The sequence below is a fragment of the Actinomyces sp. B33 genome, assembly GCF_028437565.1.
Lineage (GTDB): Bacteria > Actinomycetota > Actinomycetes > Actinomycetales > Actinomycetaceae > Pauljensenia.
In genome coordinates, this window is sequence record NZ_JAMRYR010000003.1 from 161,440 (window position 1) to 176,706 (window position 15,267).

The following is a 15,267-nucleotide window of genomic DNA, read 5'->3' on the forward strand; positions in this document are numbered from 1 at the left end:
TGGCCCGAGGATCCGCGCGGATGCGCTCGGCGCGCACGCGGGCGCGAATGAGCCGACCGCGATTCGGATCGGGGACCCGTCATCCGCGGTCGGCTCCCGGCTTCACGCCCTCGCCGACCGGCGGAGCCCGTCGGCGAGAGCGCGGAGTCGCTCAGTGCTCGTCGTAGTGCTCCCCGTGGACGGCGTGGCGGTGCCCGTCGTGCAGGTAGTCGACGTGGTCGCCGTGCTGAACGGCTTCGTGGCCGCAGCCCTCGCCGTGCGCGTGCTCGGCGACGGTGTGCTCGGCGACGGCCTCGTGCTCGTCGTAGTGGTCCCCGTGCAGCGCGTGATGGTGGGTGCCGTGGACGTAGTCGATGTGGTCGCCGTGCTGAACGGCTTCGTGGCCGCAGCCCTCGCCGTGCGCGTGCTCGGCGACGGTGTGCTCGGCGTGGATGTCCTGCTCGGTCATGATGTCTCCTGTGTGTCGTGGCTGTGGCGGGGGTCCGCCAGGGCGTCGGTGATATGGGTGAACGCGTCGCCGACGACGTGTGCGACGTGATGGTCGTCGAGCGAGTAGGTGACCGTCTGTCCCGTTCTGGTACTGGCGATCAGATGGATCTGGCGGAGCACTTTGAGGTGCTGGGACACCAGCGGCTGCGACATCCCGGTGATCTCGACGAGTTCGCTGACGGTGCGGTCGGAGTCGATGAGGGCCTGGACGAGGCGCAGGCGCGATTCGTTGCCCAGTGCCTTGAAGAACTCGGCGACCTCGCGATGCACGTCCGGTGATGTCATGGCCTCAGCCTACGAGAGATATAAGGATATTGCAATACTTTGATTTATTGGGAACGGGGACGAGAACCACTCTCATCGACCCGCGAATCCTCGGCACGGCGCGCAGCCGCGCCCCGCCCCCTGTCCCACACGGGCAAAGCCGGTCCCACCGGGCGAATGCGAGCGCCGACCCACCGGCATCCGCCACCCCTGGGAGACGGCGACGGGCCCGCCGACCGGGACGAGGCCCCGATCGGACGGGCCCGCACGCGTGCGCCCGTGCGCGCTCGACTCACACGTCGGCGCGCTGGTTGGCCACCTGCCGCTCGCATACCGCGATCTGCTCGCGGATGATCCGCACCGTGCCCGCCGAAGCCTGCGGGTGGGCCTCGATCCACTCCCGGCCCATCTGCGCCGGATCCACCCCGTCCACATACCCGGCCAGATCCGACGGGAACAGCAGGACCGTCATGTCCTCGGCCGTGTGGAAGGTGTTCTCCGCCCACACCCGCTCGAGCGACGCGAAGTAGTCCTCGGCGAAACGCGCATAAGACCGCGGAGCGGTGCGCGCATGGGACCAGAAGCCCGAGATCATCGCCCACCGGGTGTCGTTGGGGATCGACTGATCCCGCACGACCAGCTCCCACACGCTCTCGCGGACCTCGTCCGAATCCAGGGCCGCCCGCGCGCACGCCGCGTTCTGATGCCCCGTCATCGTGTCGTCCTCGGCCTCCATCGCCGCGATCGCCTCCTCGTCGGCCAGGCCTCCGCGGACCAGGGCGATGAGCAGCGTCCACTTGACGTCGACGTCCAGATCGAGCCCCTCAAGGGTCTCCTCTCCCGAGTACAGGCCCCGCAGCGCCTCGAACTGCGCCGGCGAGGACGCGTTGCGCGCCGCCGCTTCCACGAGCATCCTCTGGGAGTCCGAGCCGGCCGCGGCAGTGCGGGCCAGGAGCATGAGGCGACGGCCCACCGCCTCCTGGGCGGCCGCCCGCGCCTCGGGGGCGACGAAGGTCCGCACCGTCTCGTCGATGTGGCGCAGCGTCAGCGTCAGCAGCTGCATATTCGTCTCGACCGGCACCGAGGCGAGAGCCAGATCCAAGTAGGCGCGCGCCGGCATCTGCGCGTCGCGCGTCATGTCCCACGCCGACGCCATGATGATCCCGCGCGTCAGGGAATCCGCGATCTTCGTGATGTTCGCCGTCGCGAACGCCAACGACTGCTCGTCCATGCGGACTTTCGCGTACGCCAGATCCCCCTCGTTGATGAGGATCATGTCGGGGCGGGGAAGACCCGCGGCCGACGCGACCTCGGTGCGCTCCCCCTCGACGTCGAGCTCCTCGACGAACACCCGGGACACGGACCCGTCCTCGCCGGCCGAGTAGCCGGCGACCGCCAATCGGTGCGGGCGCAGGCTCGCGCCCGGGGAGAACGCCTCCTGGACGACCGCCAGCGATCGCAGCGCCCCGTCCTCGTCGACCTCGATCTGCGGGCGCAGGAGCGTGACCCCGGCCTCCTCCAACCACACCCTCGACCACGCCGCGAGATCCCGGCCCGAGGCCTTCTCCAGCTCCCCGAGCAGATCCGCCAGCGTCGCGTTCGCGTAGGAGTGCGCCGTCAGGTACTCGTGCAGCCCCTGGAAGAACGCCTCGCGCCCGACGTAGGACACGAGCTGGCGCAGAACCGAGGCGCCCTTGGCGTAGGTGATCCCGTCGAAGTTGACCTCCACATCCGCCAGATCCCGGATCTCGGCGGTGATCGGGTGGGTCGTCGGCAGCTGGTCCTGCTTGAGGCCCCAGTCCTTGCGGACCATGAAGCCCGTCCACCCCTCGGTGAACTGGGTGCCCTCGGCCAGGGCCAGGTGGCTCATGAACTCGGCGAAGGACTCGTTGAGCCACAGGTCGTTCCACCACTTCATCGTCACCAGGTCGCCGAACCACATGTGCGCGAGCTCGTGGAGGATCGTGTTCGCCCGCGATTCGAGCTGGGCGTGAGTCGGGCGGGTGCGGAACACGTAGGCGTCGCGGAAGGTCACGCAGCCCGCGTTCTCCATCGCGCCCGCGTTGTACTCGGGGACGAAGATCTGATCGTACTTCGTGAACGGGTAGGCGATGCCGTACTGGGCCTCGAAGAAGGAGAACCCCTTGCGGGTGATGTCGAGGATCTCCTCGGCGTCGAGGTGCTCGACGATCGAGGCGCGGCAGTACACGCCCAGGTCGATCGTGCGCCCGTCGGAGGAGACGAGCGAGCCGGTGACCCCCTCGTAGGGGCCGGCGACGATCGCCGTGATGTACGTCGACATGCGCTCGGTCTGGGCGAAGCGGTAGACCCACGCGTCGCCGGCGGTCTCGGGCTCGGGCGTCGGGGCGTTGGAGAACACCGTCCACCCGGCCGGCACGGTGACGGTCAGCGTGAAGACGGATTTGAGGTCGGGCTGCTCGAACGTCGTGTAGACCCGGCGGGCGTCGGGCACCTCGAACTGCGAGTAGCAGTAGGCCCGCGAGTCCGCGGGGTCGACGAAGCGGTGGAGGCCCTCGCCCGTGTGCATGTACTGGCAGTCCGCCTCGACCTCGAGGACGTTGCGGGGGGCCAGGTCGTCGAGGGGGATGCGGGAGTCCTGGTGGATGATCGGATCGAGGCCGCGGTCGTTGAGGCGGATCGAGCGGATGTTGGAGGACACGAGATCGGCGAAGGTCGAGGCCCCCTCGACCGCCTCGAACTCGATGCGCGTGCGCGAGCCGAAATCGGTGTCGCCGCGCGTCAGATCGAGGTCGATGTCGTAGCTGATGACGGAGGTGATGACGTCCGCGCGGGCGCAGGCCTCGTCGCGCGTCAGATTCAAGCCCGGCATGGGATGCCTTTCGTGTCGTCGACAGGATGGGGCGACCGCGCGCCCGCGAGGGGCGCCGTCGGCCGCTGTCGAGGTGATCTTCTCATGTTCTCGCTGTTCGCGCGCCGAATGCGGGCGCGCCGGACGGGCCCTACCAGATGGCGATGCGCTCGGCGGGGTCCATCCACATCCCATCGCCGGGGCGAACCGCGAAGGCCTCGTGGAAGGCGTCGAGGTTCTTGAGGACCTGATTGCACCGGAACTCGGCGGGGGAATGGGGGTCGATGGCGAGCATCTGCACGGCGAAGCGCGGGCGCGAGGCGGTCCGCCAGATCCGCGCCCACGAGTAGAAGAAGCGCTGGGGCCCGGTGAGCCCGTCGATGACGGGGGCCGTGTCGGGGGTCAGCCCCTCCTCGGCCAGGGCCGCGGCCCACGCCTTCCACGCGATGGCGAGCCCGCCGAGGTCGCCGATGTTCTCGCCGATCGTCAGCGCCCCGTTGACGAGGTGCTCGGCGGGGGGCTCGTCGGAGTCGGCTGGCAGGGGCTCGCCCTCGGCGTCGGCCCCGACGAGGTCGGCGGGGGTCAGGGCGCCGTACTGGTCGATGAGGGCGCGGGTGCGCTCCTCGAAGCGGGCCCGGTCCTCGTCGTCCCACCAGTTCTCGAGGTTCCCCTCGGCGTCGAAGCGCGACCCCTGGTCGTCGAACCCGTGGCCGATCTCATGGCCGATGACGGCCCCGATGGCGCCGAAGTTCACCGCGTCGTCGGCCTCGGGGTCGAAGAACGGGGGCTGGAGGATCGCCGCGGGGAAGACGATCTCGTTGAGCGTCGGGTTGTAGTAGGCGTTAACCGTCTGGGGGGTCATCAGCCACTCGTCGCGGTCGACTTCGCGTGCGAGCTTGCGCCATTCGCGGTCGGTGCTGAAGGCGCAGGCCGCGCGCAGGTTCTCGACGAGCGTCCGGTCGGCGCCGACCTCCAGCCCGTCGAGGGGCTCCCACTTCTTCGGGTAGCCGATCTTCGGGTTGAAGGTCGCGAGCTTGCCCAGGGCCCGAGAGCGCGTCTCCTCGCCCATCCAGTCGAGGCCCTTGATGGACGCGGCGTAGGCGTCGAGGAGGCGGGAGACGAGGGCGTCCATGCGCTCTTTGGCGGCCGGGGGGAAGTGGCGGGCGACCCAGATGCGCCCGACGGACTCCCCGGCGACGGAATCGACGAGGCCGAGGGCGCGCTTCCACCGGGGGCGCAGTTCCTGCGTGCCGGCGAGGGCGCGGCCGTGGAAGTCGAAGTTCTCCTCGACGAACTCGCTCGATAGGAGGGAGGCGCGGGCATCGATGAGGGCGGCCCTCATCCACGCCTTGAGATCGGCCAGATCCGCGTCCGACCACAGTCGGCAGGCGGCCTGAAGGAAGTCCGGCTGGTCGATGTTGACGACGAGGCCGGGGACGACGGGCAGGCGGATCTCCCGGGCCCAGGCGCCCCAGTCGAATCCGGGGTGGTCGGCGACGAGGTCGGTCCACGCCGTGGGGTTGTCGCAGGCGAGGGGATCGCGGTTGGCGACCGCGTCGCGGTGGTGCGAGGCGATGCGGGTCTCGAGGTCCATGATCCGTCGGGCGGTCGCCTCGGCGCCGTCCGGGTCGGCGGCCCCGGCCAGGTCGAGGAGGCGGGCGACGTGGGCGACGTAGGCGTCGCGGATCGGGGCGTACTGCTCCTCGCGGTAGTAGGCCTCGTCGGGCAGCCCGATGCCCGACTGGACGATCGACACCATGTGGCGGGTCGAGTCGTGCGGGTCGGTGCCGACGTAGGCGCCGAACACGCCGCCGACGCCCTCGCGCATGAGCCGGCCCGACACGGCGGCGAGCGCGGCGGCGTCGGGGGCGGCGTCGATGGCGTCGAGGTCGGGGAGCAGCGGGGAGGCGCCGAGCGCCTCGATGGCGTCCTCGTCCATGAACTGCGAGTACAGGACGGCGATGATCCGGGCGTCCTCGTCGTCGAGGCGGCCGGCGACCGCGTCCTCGGCGATGGCGCGCTCGCGGTCCTGGGACAGGTCGCGCAGGGCGTGGAAGGCCCCGTCGATGGGCCGGTCCGCGGGGATCTCGTGCGCGTCGATCCAGGCGCCGTTGGCGTGACGGTAGAAGTCGTCCTGGGGGCGCGTCGCGGAGTCGGCGCTGGAGGTCTCGTAGACGTGGGCGAGGAGGGTGTCGGTCATGCGCCCCACTCTAGGCGGCGCGATCGGCGGGTGGCGCCGGGGGTGATGCAGACCCCGTTTTTCGTCATGTGCACATGATGATATTCCTGGACTTTTCCGCATGGGGGCGCCGAAAACGTGAACATGTCGAGTCGGTCGGCAGAGCAGGTGCACGTTTGTTCTGTCAGCGTGAACGATTCGATCATTCTTGTTGCGCAGAGGCACTATGGCATCGGCGAAGGGGCCGCGGGCCCGAACCCGAGCGAAGGGAGCGTGCTGTGAAAACCATCCGCACCGACGTCGTCGTCATCGGCGGGGGGTCCACCGGTGCGGGCGTCGTCCGAGACGTCGCCATGCGCGGCTACCGGGCCGTCCTCGTCGACCGGGCCGACATCGCTCAGGGCACCTCCGGGCGCTTCCACGGCCTCCTCCACTCCGGCGGGCGCTACATCGCCTCGGACCCCGAATCCGCCACCGAGTGCGCCCAGGAGAACGAGATCGTCAAGCGCATCAACGCCAACGCCGTCGAGGCCACCGGCGGGCTCTTCGTCGTCACCGCCGACGACGACGAGGACTACGCCGACCAGTTCCTCCACCGAGCCGCCGCCGCCAAGGTCCCCGCCCACGAGATCACCGTCTCCCAGGCCCTCGCCCGAGAGCCCCGCCTCGACCCGCGCATCAAGCGCGCCTTCGAGGTCGACGACGGGACCGTCGACGGCTGGCAGATGTGCTGGGGGGCGATCCGCTCGGCCCAGGCCTACGGCGCCACCATCCTCACCTACCACCGCGTCACCAGCATCGAACGCGACGGCGACCGCATCAGCTCGGTCCTCGTCCACGACGAGCGCGGAGGGGACGACCTGCGCATCGAATGCGCGTTCGTCCTCAACTGCGGCGGCCCCTGGGCCGGGCAGATCGCCGCCATGGCCGACTGCCACGGCGTCGACGTCGTCCCCGGCGCCGGCATCATGATCGCGATGAACCACCGCCTGTCCAACACGGTCATCAACCGGTGCATCTGGCCCGCCGACGGCGACATCCTCGTCCCCGACCACCCCGTGTGCATCATCGGCACCACCGACATCAAGGCGGAGGACCCCGACACTCTGTCGATCCCCGCCGACCAGGTCCAGCAGATGCTCGACGCGGGCGAGGCGATGATCCCCGGGTTCCGCAACGCCCGCCCCCTCCACGCCTGGGCCGGCGCCCGCCCCCTCGTCAAGGACTCCCGCGTCTCCGAGGCCGACACCCGCCACATGGCCCGCGGCATGAGCGTCATCGACCACCGCAGCCGCGACGGCGTCACCGGGATGCTGACCATCGCCGGGGGCAAACTGACGACCTACCGGCTCATGGCCGAGCGCATCGTCGACATCATGTGCGACGACATGGGGGACCGCCGCCCCTGCCGCACCGCCGACGAGGCCGTCCCCGCCGCCGAGGACCGCAGGCTCTACACCATCGGGCACCGCCTCGACGAGCTCGAGCACGGCAACGACGCCCCCAGCCGCCAACAGGTCGTCTGCGAATGCGAGCTCGTCACCCGCCAGATGCTCGAAGACGTCATGGACGCCCTGCCGGGCGCCCAACTCGACGACGTGCGCCGCCAGATCCGCCTGGGCATGGGCCCCTGCCAGGGGGGCTTCTGCTCCCAGCGCGCCACCGGCATCGCCCACGAGCGCGGCGACATCGACTCCGCCCGGGCCAACTCCCTCCTGCGTCTCTTCCTCAAGAACCGCTGGATCGGCCTGTGGCCCATCCTCTACGGCAAACAGGCCCGTCAAGCGGCCCTCGACAACTGGATCCACGAAGGGACCCTCGACGTCGAGCACCTGCCCGTCCCCGCACAGGAGGTCGTCCGATGAGAGACGCCGTCGTCATCGGAGCCGGCCTCGCCGGCCTCGCCGCAGCCATCAGGCTCGCCCGAGGAGGAGCCCGCGTCACCCTCGTGACGAAGGGGATCGGCGGCCTCCAACTCGGACAGGGCACCATCGACATCCTCGGATACAGCGGCGACCGGCGCATCGAGCACCCCCTCGACGCCATCGGGGACCACGTCGCCTCCCGGCCCACCCACCCCTACGCGCACTTCTCCCCCGAGGAGATCGCGGCGGCCGCCTCGTGGATCGCCGACCTCCTCGGCCCCGATCTGCTCGTCGGCGACCCCGCCCGCAACGTCCTGCTGCCCACCGCCGTCGGCGCCCTGCGCCCCACCGCCGTCTACCAGCCGTCGATGGCCGCCGGCATCCCCGCCGCCGGACGCGACTACGCGATCGTCGGGCTGGAGCGCCTCAAGGACTTCTACCCCGCGCTCGTCGCCGAGAACCTCTCGATGCAGCAGGGGCCCGACGCAGCGCCGATCCGGGCCCGCGCCCTGAGCCTCGACCTGGAGATCCGCCCCGGAGAGGCCGACACGACGAGCACCAATCACGCGCGCGCCCTCGACGACCCCGCCCAGCGCCAACGGCTCGTCGACGCCCTCGCCCCCCTCCTGCGCGACGGGGAGATCGTCGGCCTGCCCGGCGTCCTCGGGCTCGACGACACCGGCGCGTGGAGGGACATCGCCCGGCGCCTCGGCCACGAGGTCTTCGAGATCCCCCTCCAACCCCCCTCGATCCCCGGGATGCGCCTCAACCGGGCGCTCACCGCCCTCGTCAAGAAGGACTGCCGATTCATCCTCGGCTCGGCCGTCGCCGGCTTCTCCTCGCGCGACGGGAGAATCGTCTCCGTCGACATCTCCACCGCCGGGCGCACCACGACGATCGAGACCGCCACCGTCGTCCTGGCGGGAGGAGGATTCGAATCCGGGGCCCTCGACATGGACTCCCACGGGACCGTCTCCGACACGATCCTCGGGCTGCCGGTCCTCGGCGCGCAGGGGCAGCTGCTCCACGGCGACTTCTGGGGCGCCGAACAACCCCTGTTCCTCGCCGGACTGGCCGTCGACCGCGCCATGCGCCCCGTCGACGCCGCCGGGGCCCCCGTCTACGCCAACGTCTACGCCGCCGGCGCCAACCTCACCGGCTCCACCCGCTGGCGCGAGAAGTCGGGGGAGGGCATCGCCCTGGCCTCCGCCCTCCGCGCGGCCGACGACATCCTCGGGAGGATCGCATGACCATCGACCACTCGTCCGTCCTCGACCTGACCAGCGAGGAGCACGGCCTGCGGGCGAGCCTCGACGCCTGCGTCAAGTGCACGATCTGCGAGACCCAGTGCCCCGTCATGCGCGTCACCGACCTGTTCCCCGGACCCAAGTACTCCGGCCCCCAGGCCGAGCGCTACCGCAAGGACGGGGCGATCGTCGACAAGTCCATCGACTACTGCTCCTCGTGCGGCACCTGCTCCCTCGTGTGCCCCCAGGGGGTCAAGGTCACCGAGATGATCCACCACGCCCGCACCGACATGAAGAAGGCGAAGGGCGTCCCCTGGCGCGACCAGCTCATCGGCCGCACCGGCTTCATCGGGACCGTCATGACGCCGGTCGCCCCCATCGCCAACTGGGCGCTCGACGTCAAGCCGATACGCCTGGCCATGGAGAAGATCATCGGCGTCCACCGGGCCGCCCCCATGCCCCGGGCCGCCGGCCGCACCTTCGAGGGGTGGTTCGCCAAGCACACGCCGCTGCCCGGCTCGGGCACGAAGGGGCAGGTGATCTTCTTCCACGGATGCGCCGGCCAGTACTTCGAGGTCGAGACCTCGATCCACTCCGTCCAGGTCCTCGAGCACCTCGGGTACGAGGTCCTCGTCCCCAAGCACGGCTGCTGCGGCCTGGCACTGCAGTCCAACGGCCTGTACGACGAGTCCCGCGCGTACGTGTCGAAGCTGACGAACGACCTGCGCAAGGCCAACCGGGAGGCGCCGATCATCTCCTCGTCCGGGTCGTGCGCGGGGATGCTGCGCCACGAGGCCAAGGAGATCCTCGAGATGGACACCCCCGAGCTCGAGGACGTCGGCTCGCGGATGTGGGACATCTGCGAGTTCCTCATGCACCTGCACGACCGGGGCGAACTCGACCTCGACTTCCAGCGCATCGACGTGACGATCCCCTACCACGCCCCCTGCCAGCTCAAGAGCCAGGGATTGGGGATGCCCGCCGTCGAGCTCATGGAGCTGATCCCCGGCGTCCGGGTCGAGGAATCCGACCAGCCGTGCTGCGGCATCGCCGGCACCTACGGGATGAAGAAGGAGAAGTACGACATCGCGCAGGCCGTCGGCAAGCCCGTCTTCGACTTCATCACCCAGGTGAACGTCGAGCTCGCCGCCTGCGACACGGAGACGTGCCGCTGGCAGTTGCGCACCGCCACCGGGGCCAACGTCGTCCACCCGATCTGGCTCGTCCACAAGGCCTACGGCCTGCGCTGACCGGTCGGCGCTCCCGATCGGGCCGCCCGACCGGAGCGGACGACGGGGGAGGGGTTGCGATTCGGGGACGGAATACGGGATGTCGTCCCGCCTCGCGCCCGTTCCTGGCACGATCGAGCCATCGACGGCATCTCGGAGGTGGCCCATGACAACGTGCACGACGATCGCGCGAGCAGCCGGCCTGGCGCTCGTCCTCGGCTTGGCGGCGGGCGGGACGAGCGGATGCTCCTCGTCGGGGGCCGACTCGTCGGCAGCCCGCGACGCCATGCCGGCGGTCGGCTCGGGCCCCGCCCCCGCGTCCGAATGGGCCTTCGACGAGGAGCCGATCGGCCCCGAGGTGTCGGTCCAGCCGCAGATCATCGTCTCCGGGTCGATGCGGCTGAGCGTCGACGATCCGAAGAGCGCGCTCGACGAGGCGACGGCGATCGCCGCCGAGCACGGGGGGCAGGCCTCGACGACGGACCTCGTCGATCACGGCGACCGAATCCGTGCGACGGCGACCCTGCGCATCCCCTCCGACTCCTACGAGGAGGCGGTCGAGCAGATCTCCGGCCTCGGCGTCGTCGTCGAGCAGACGACGACCAACGAGGACGCCGGCGCCCAGATCGCCGACATCGACGCGCGCATCGCGGCCCTGACGACCTCGATCGACCGACTGAGCGGACTCATGTCCGACGCGCAGACGACCGCCGACCTCATCGAGGCCGAGCGCGAGCTGACGAGCCGCCAGAGCGAGCTCGACGCGCTCAACGCCCAGCGCGCCTGGTACGCCGATCGGGTCGCCTACTCGACGCTCGACGTGACCCTCAGCTCCGCGGCGTCGGCCGACGTCGCCTCCCCCTCGTCCTGGCAGCGCTCGTGGAGGGCCTTCGTCGAGGGGCTCGGACTCATCGCCTACATGCTCATCATGCTCGCCCCGTGGATGCTCGTCCTCGTCCCGCTGGCGCTCCTCGCCGGCTGGCTGTGGAGGAGGCGCCGGCGCCGGGGCACGTCCGGCGGGCCCGGGGCGGTCCCCCCGCCGCCCTCGGCCGCGTCCCCGATGGCCGCCCCGCCGACGTCCCCGAGCGCGGATACACTTCGAGACGACGAACCCCCAGCGGACGGACGAGGAGGCCACGGCCATGAGTGAGACCAGGAGAGCAGTCGTCACCGGAGCCTCGACCGGGATCGGCGAGGCCACCGTCGAGGGGCTGCGCGCCCTCGGATGGGAGGTCGTCGCCGTGGCCAGGCGCGAGGACAGGCTCAAGGCCCTCGCCGAGCGCACCGGATGCGACTATCGGGCGTGCGACCTGCGCGACGCGGAGGCGGTCGAGGAGATGACCCGGTCGATCCTCGCCGACGGCCCCGTCGACGCCCTCGTCAACAACGCCGGGGGAGCGATCGGCGTCGACCAGGTCGCCGAGGCCGACCCCGCCGTGTGGTCGGCGATGTACGAGCGCAACGTCCTCACCGCCCTCAACTGCACCCGCGCCCTCCTGCCGGGGATGCGCGAGCGCGGCGGCGACCTCGTCTTCCTCACATCGACGGCCGGTCACGACACGTACCCCGGGGGCGGCGGCTACGTGGCCGCCAAGCACGCCGAGAGGATCATCGCGAACACGCTGCGCCAAGAACTCGTCGGGGAGCCGGTGCGGATCATCGAGATCGCCCCGGGCATGGTCAAAACCCCGGAGTTCTCCCTCAACCGGCTCGGCTCCCAGGAGGCCGCCGACAAGGTGTACGAGGGCGTCGCCGAGCCCCTCGTCGCCCGGGATGTCGCCGACGCGATCATCTGGACACTCACGCGCCCCCGCCACGTCAACATCGATTCGATGATCGTACGCCCCGTCGCCCAGGCGACGAACACGCTCGTCGCCCGCGAGGACTGACCGCCGTCCGCACGTTGCGATAACAGCGTCCCGGTGAGAGCCGGCGCATCCTACGGAAGGCCCTCTATGCTGACCCTGGCCGATCTGAGGATCCCGATCATCGCCGCCCCCATGGCCGGCGGCTCCTCGACACCGGGGCTGGCCGCCGCAGTCGCCCGCGCCGGGGGGCTGGGTTTCCTCGCCGCCGGATACCGCAGTCCCGACGATGTCGCCCAGCAGGTCGAGCGGATCCGCGAGTCGGGGGTCGATCTTTTCGGCGTGAACCTCTTCGTCCCGGATCCTCGTGGCGCCGACCTGGAGGCAGCCCGCGCCTACCGTCGGCGCCTCGAGCCGATGGCCGAGGAACTCGGCGTCGACCTGCCGGACCCCCATCCCGATGACGACGGATGGGAGGCCAAGGTCGAGATGCTGCTCGGCCTCGACGTCCCCGCGGTCTCCTTCACCTTCGGATGCCCGCCCGCCGACATTGTCACGGCCTTCGTCCGACGGGGGACGCTGACGATCGCGACCGTCACCTCCGCTGAGGAGGCGTCTCAGGCGGCTGAAGCCGGAGTGGGGGCGCTCGTCGTCCAGGGACCCGGTGCCGGAGGACATCGGGCCGTTTTCGACGCCCTGGCGGATCCTCCCTCCCAGCCTCTTGAGGAACTCGTCGCGGCCGTGGCCGCGCGCATCGACCTGCCGCTGATCCCCACCGGGGGGATCACCTCAGCGCAGGATGTGGACCGGTGGATCCGACGGGTGCCCGCCGTTCAGCTGGGCACCGCCTTCCTCGACGCAGACGAGGCCGGAACCCATCCGGTGATCCGCACGGCGCTGCGGGACCCCCGCTTCACGAGGACGGTCGTGACCCGCGCCTTCTCGGGTCGATGGGCGCGCGGTCTCGATAACGACTTCATCGATGAGCACTCCGATGCCGCCCCCGCTTCGTATCCAGCGGTCAACCAGGTGACTGCGCCCCTGCGCGGCGCGGCTTGTGCCGCGGGAGACGCCGAGAAGATCTCGCTGTGGGCGGGAACGGAGTGGAAATCGGCGCCCCGCGGTCCCGTTTCCTCGATCATCGAAGGGCTCCTCGCATGAGAGTCGTGCAACCGCGCCATCAGTCGACGGCGTTCCTCGTCGTCGGAGGTCCCACCGTCGTCATCGACGTCGCCGGTCTGCGCCTCGTCACCGACCCGACGTTCGACGGGCCGGGCGACTACGGGGCGCTGCTCAAGACGGAGGGGCCGGCCATCGACCCCGCTGAGGTCGCCGACGCCGATGCCGTCCTCGTCTCCCACGCCGACCACGCGGACAACCTCGACGCATCGGGACGCGATTTCGCACTGGCCGCGCCCCTCATCGTCACGAATCCGGGGTCGGCTCGGGCACTGGGAGGCGCTGCCAGGGGGCTCTCCCCCTGGGAGGGGGTCGATGTCGGACGAGGGGTGCGCGTGACCGCGGTGCCGGCGACGCACGGGCCGGCCGATGGGGAGCTGGATGCGCGAGGGTGGGTCAACTGCGAGGTCACCGGCTTCGTCATCGAGGCCGGACGGGAGAGGATCTACGTGTCGGGCGACAACACGTCGATGGCGCACGTCGGGAGGATCAGGGACCGCTTCGGATCTTTCGATCATGCGGTCGTCCACGCCGGTCGCGCAACGGTGCCCGGCAAATTCTCGGGGAGGCCGCTGTCCTTGTCGTCCGAGCGCGCCTCGGCGGCCGCCCAGCTCCTCGAGGCCCCGCATGTCGTCGTGGTCCATCAGACCGGCTGGGCGCATTTCGTCGACGGGCCGGGGGCGACGATCAGGGCGTTCCGGGACGCCGGCATCCTCAACGTCCTCGATATGGCGCCGCACGGGCGCTGGTCGTCCGCCGCCCGCTGACCCGGTGCGCCGGTCGGGTGCCGGCGCACCGGCGCCGCGTCAGCGCTGCGGGGAGCGGGACTCGACGAGTCCGACGAAGGCCTCCAGGCGTCGGGCGAGGAAGTCGCGGGTCGTCGCGACGAACGCATCCTCATCGCCCTCGAAGAGGGACGGCGAGGAGGAGAGGAAGACCTCCGGCTGGCCGAGCATCGGCATGTCGAAATAGGACAGGGCCAGGAGCAGGTTCTTGTGGGCGCTGTAGCCGCCGATCCTGCCGACGGAATGACTGATGACCGTGCACGGCAGCGATGTCCAGGCCACGTCCGAGTTCGGCTTGGAGCCGACGTCGATCGCGTTCTTCAGGCACGCGGGGATCGTCCGATTGTTCTCGGGGGTGATGAAGACGATGCCGTCGCACGCCCGGACCGCCTGGCGGAACTCGACGTAGGCGTCGGGAACGGGAACGTCGGCCATGTTCGGGTCGTCGTAGTCGAAGCTGTACAGGGGCAGGGAGTCGATGGGGATGACGACGGGCTCGCAGCCCTGGGGCCACAGGCCGGTCAGGGCGCGGGCGATCCTCTTCGAGATCGCGTCTCGCCGCAGGCTGCCGATGATGATGCCGATTCTGCGGGTCATGGGAGGTCCCTCCTCGTGTGGTCGTGCCGCGGGCGCGCGCGGGCTCTAGTGGGCGTCGGGTGCGAACGGAACAACGATTCTTCGGCATGTCGAATAGTGAAGTTCGTTCCGCCTCACTTAAAGTACCACTTCGTCGCCGACACTAGATCTAGTGGTTGAGCGACCCTGTTAATCGAACATCTAGTGATGGTTGTGATTGTGAGAGGAGAACGCTCCATGCCCCAACCCCCCGGGCGCCCCCGCGCCGACATCGCGATCAAGCACCTCAGCCCCGACGAATCCCCCGACCTCGTCTACTTCTCCAGCGCCTCGGAGAACACCCACCGATTCGTCCAACGGCTCAACCGGCCCGCCGTGCGGATCCCCCTGCGCCCCCGGATCGACGGCACCATCCGGGTCGCCCGCCCCTACGTGCTCCTCGTCCCCTCCTACGGGGGAGGGGACCCCCGCGGCGCGGTGCCCCGACAAGTCGCCCTCTTCCTCAACGACCCCGCCAACCGGCGCCTCCTGCGCGGCGTCATCACCTCCGGCAACACGAACTTCGGCGAGCACTACTGCATCGCCGGACCCACCATCGCCGCCAAATGCCGCGTCCCCGAGCTCTACCGATTCGAACTCCTGGGGACCCAGCGCGACATCGACCTCGTCCGCGAGGGCCTCGACGCCTTCTGGAACGGGATCGGCGCCGACGAGCCCCCGACGGAAGACCCGCCGGGCCCCCGCAGACCCGCCCCCGACCGGGAGGCGTCCACCGCCACGTGACGGCGCGAACCACCGCCGCGCCGCCGCGCGCGAAAC

Annotated in this window: 13 protein-coding genes; 8 read left to right on the forward strand and 5 right to left on the reverse strand. The window is 70.3% G+C overall.

The genetic code is table 11. The annotated features are described in order from the left end of the window. Window positions 1-151 precede the first annotated feature (151 nt). The 4 genes from M3T53_RS05340 to M3T53_RS05355 form a co-directional block, all read right to left on the reverse strand. Window positions 152-448 (reverse strand): hypothetical protein, encoded by a 297-nt coding sequence (locus M3T53_RS05340; protein WP_272433444.1) that lies wholly within the window; start codon window positions 446-448, stop codon window positions 152-154. Continuing rightward, complete coding sequence (locus M3T53_RS05345; protein WP_272433445.1) at window positions 445-774, reverse strand: ArsR/SmtB family transcription factor; 330 nt, start codon at window positions 772-774, stop codon at window positions 445-447. The genes M3T53_RS05340 and M3T53_RS05345 overlap by 4 nt, the downstream gene beginning before the upstream one ends. A gap of 271 nt (window positions 775-1,045) precedes the next feature. Beyond that, a complete protein-coding gene (pepN, locus tag M3T53_RS05350; protein ID WP_272433446.1) occupies window positions 1,046-3,604 on the reverse strand; it encodes an aminopeptidase N in 2,559 nt (852 codons plus the stop codon). A 130-nt stretch (window positions 3,605-3,734) separates the two neighbouring features. Then, window positions 3,735-5,783 carry a M13 family metallopeptidase gene (locus M3T53_RS05355; RefSeq protein ID WP_272433447.1) on the reverse strand — a complete coding sequence of 683 codons (2,049 nt, stop codon included), beginning with the start codon at window positions 5,781-5,783 and terminating at the stop codon, window positions 3,735-3,737. Between the two features lie 257 nt (window positions 5,784-6,040). Here M3T53_RS05355 and glpA point away from each other — a divergent pair, with 257 nt between their 5' ends. The 7 genes from glpA to M3T53_RS05390 all read left to right on the forward strand — a co-directional run bounded on the left by glpA (window position 6,041) and on the right by M3T53_RS05390 (window position 13,854). Further along, the gene (gene glpA / locus M3T53_RS05360; protein ID WP_272433448.1) at window positions 6,041-7,627 is read left to right on the forward strand and encodes an anaerobic glycerol-3-phosphate dehydrogenase subunit GlpA; all 1,587 of its coding nucleotides are present in this window, start codon (window positions 6,041-6,043) and stop codon (window positions 7,625-7,627) included. After that, window positions 7,624-8,877, forward strand: a complete 1,254-nt coding sequence (gene glpB / locus M3T53_RS05365) for a glycerol-3-phosphate dehydrogenase subunit GlpB (protein ID WP_272433449.1) — start codon at window positions 7,624-7,626, stop codon at window positions 8,875-8,877. Before glpA ends, glpB begins: the two co-directional genes overlap by 4 nt. Further along, entirely contained in the window at window positions 8,874-10,124 is a 1,251-nt protein-coding gene (locus tag M3T53_RS05370; RefSeq protein WP_272433450.1) for an anaerobic glycerol-3-phosphate dehydrogenase subunit C, read from the forward strand. Before glpB ends, M3T53_RS05370 begins: the two co-directional genes overlap by 4 nt. A gap of 145 nt (window positions 10,125-10,269) precedes the next feature. Then, window positions 10,270-11,253, forward strand: a complete 984-nt coding sequence (locus M3T53_RS05375; RefSeq protein WP_272433451.1) for a DUF4349 domain-containing protein — start codon at window positions 10,270-10,272, stop codon at window positions 11,251-11,253. Then, complete coding sequence (locus M3T53_RS05380; protein WP_272433452.1) at window positions 11,246-11,992, forward strand: SDR family oxidoreductase; 747 nt, start codon at window positions 11,246-11,248, stop codon at window positions 11,990-11,992. Before M3T53_RS05375 ends, M3T53_RS05380 begins: the two co-directional genes overlap by 8 nt. A gap of 66 nt (window positions 11,993-12,058) precedes the next feature. Then, window positions 12,059-13,069 (forward strand): nitronate monooxygenase, encoded by a 1,011-nt coding sequence (locus tag M3T53_RS05385; protein ID WP_272433453.1) that lies wholly within the window; start codon window positions 12,059-12,061, stop codon window positions 13,067-13,069. Continuing rightward, a complete protein-coding gene (locus M3T53_RS05390) occupies window positions 13,066-13,854 on the forward strand; it encodes an MBL fold metallo-hydrolase (protein ID WP_272433454.1) in 789 nt (262 codons plus the stop codon). The genes M3T53_RS05385 and M3T53_RS05390 overlap by 4 nt, the downstream gene beginning before the upstream one ends. 39 nt (window positions 13,855-13,893) lie before the next feature. Here M3T53_RS05390 and M3T53_RS05395 read toward each other — a convergent pair whose 3' ends face one another. After that, entirely contained in the window at window positions 13,894-14,469 is a 576-nt protein-coding gene (locus M3T53_RS05395; RefSeq protein ID WP_272433456.1) for an NADPH-dependent FMN reductase, read from the reverse strand. Between the two features lie 216 nt (window positions 14,470-14,685). On the opposite strand from M3T53_RS05395, the gene nrdI reads away from it, so the two are divergent. Next, on the forward strand, window positions 14,686-15,231 hold the full coding sequence (gene nrdI / locus M3T53_RS05400; RefSeq protein ID WP_272433457.1) for a class Ib ribonucleoside-diphosphate reductase assembly flavoprotein NrdI: 546 nt from the start codon (window positions 14,686-14,688) through the stop codon (window positions 15,229-15,231). The last annotated feature ends 36 nt before the right edge of the window (window positions 15,232-15,267 follow it).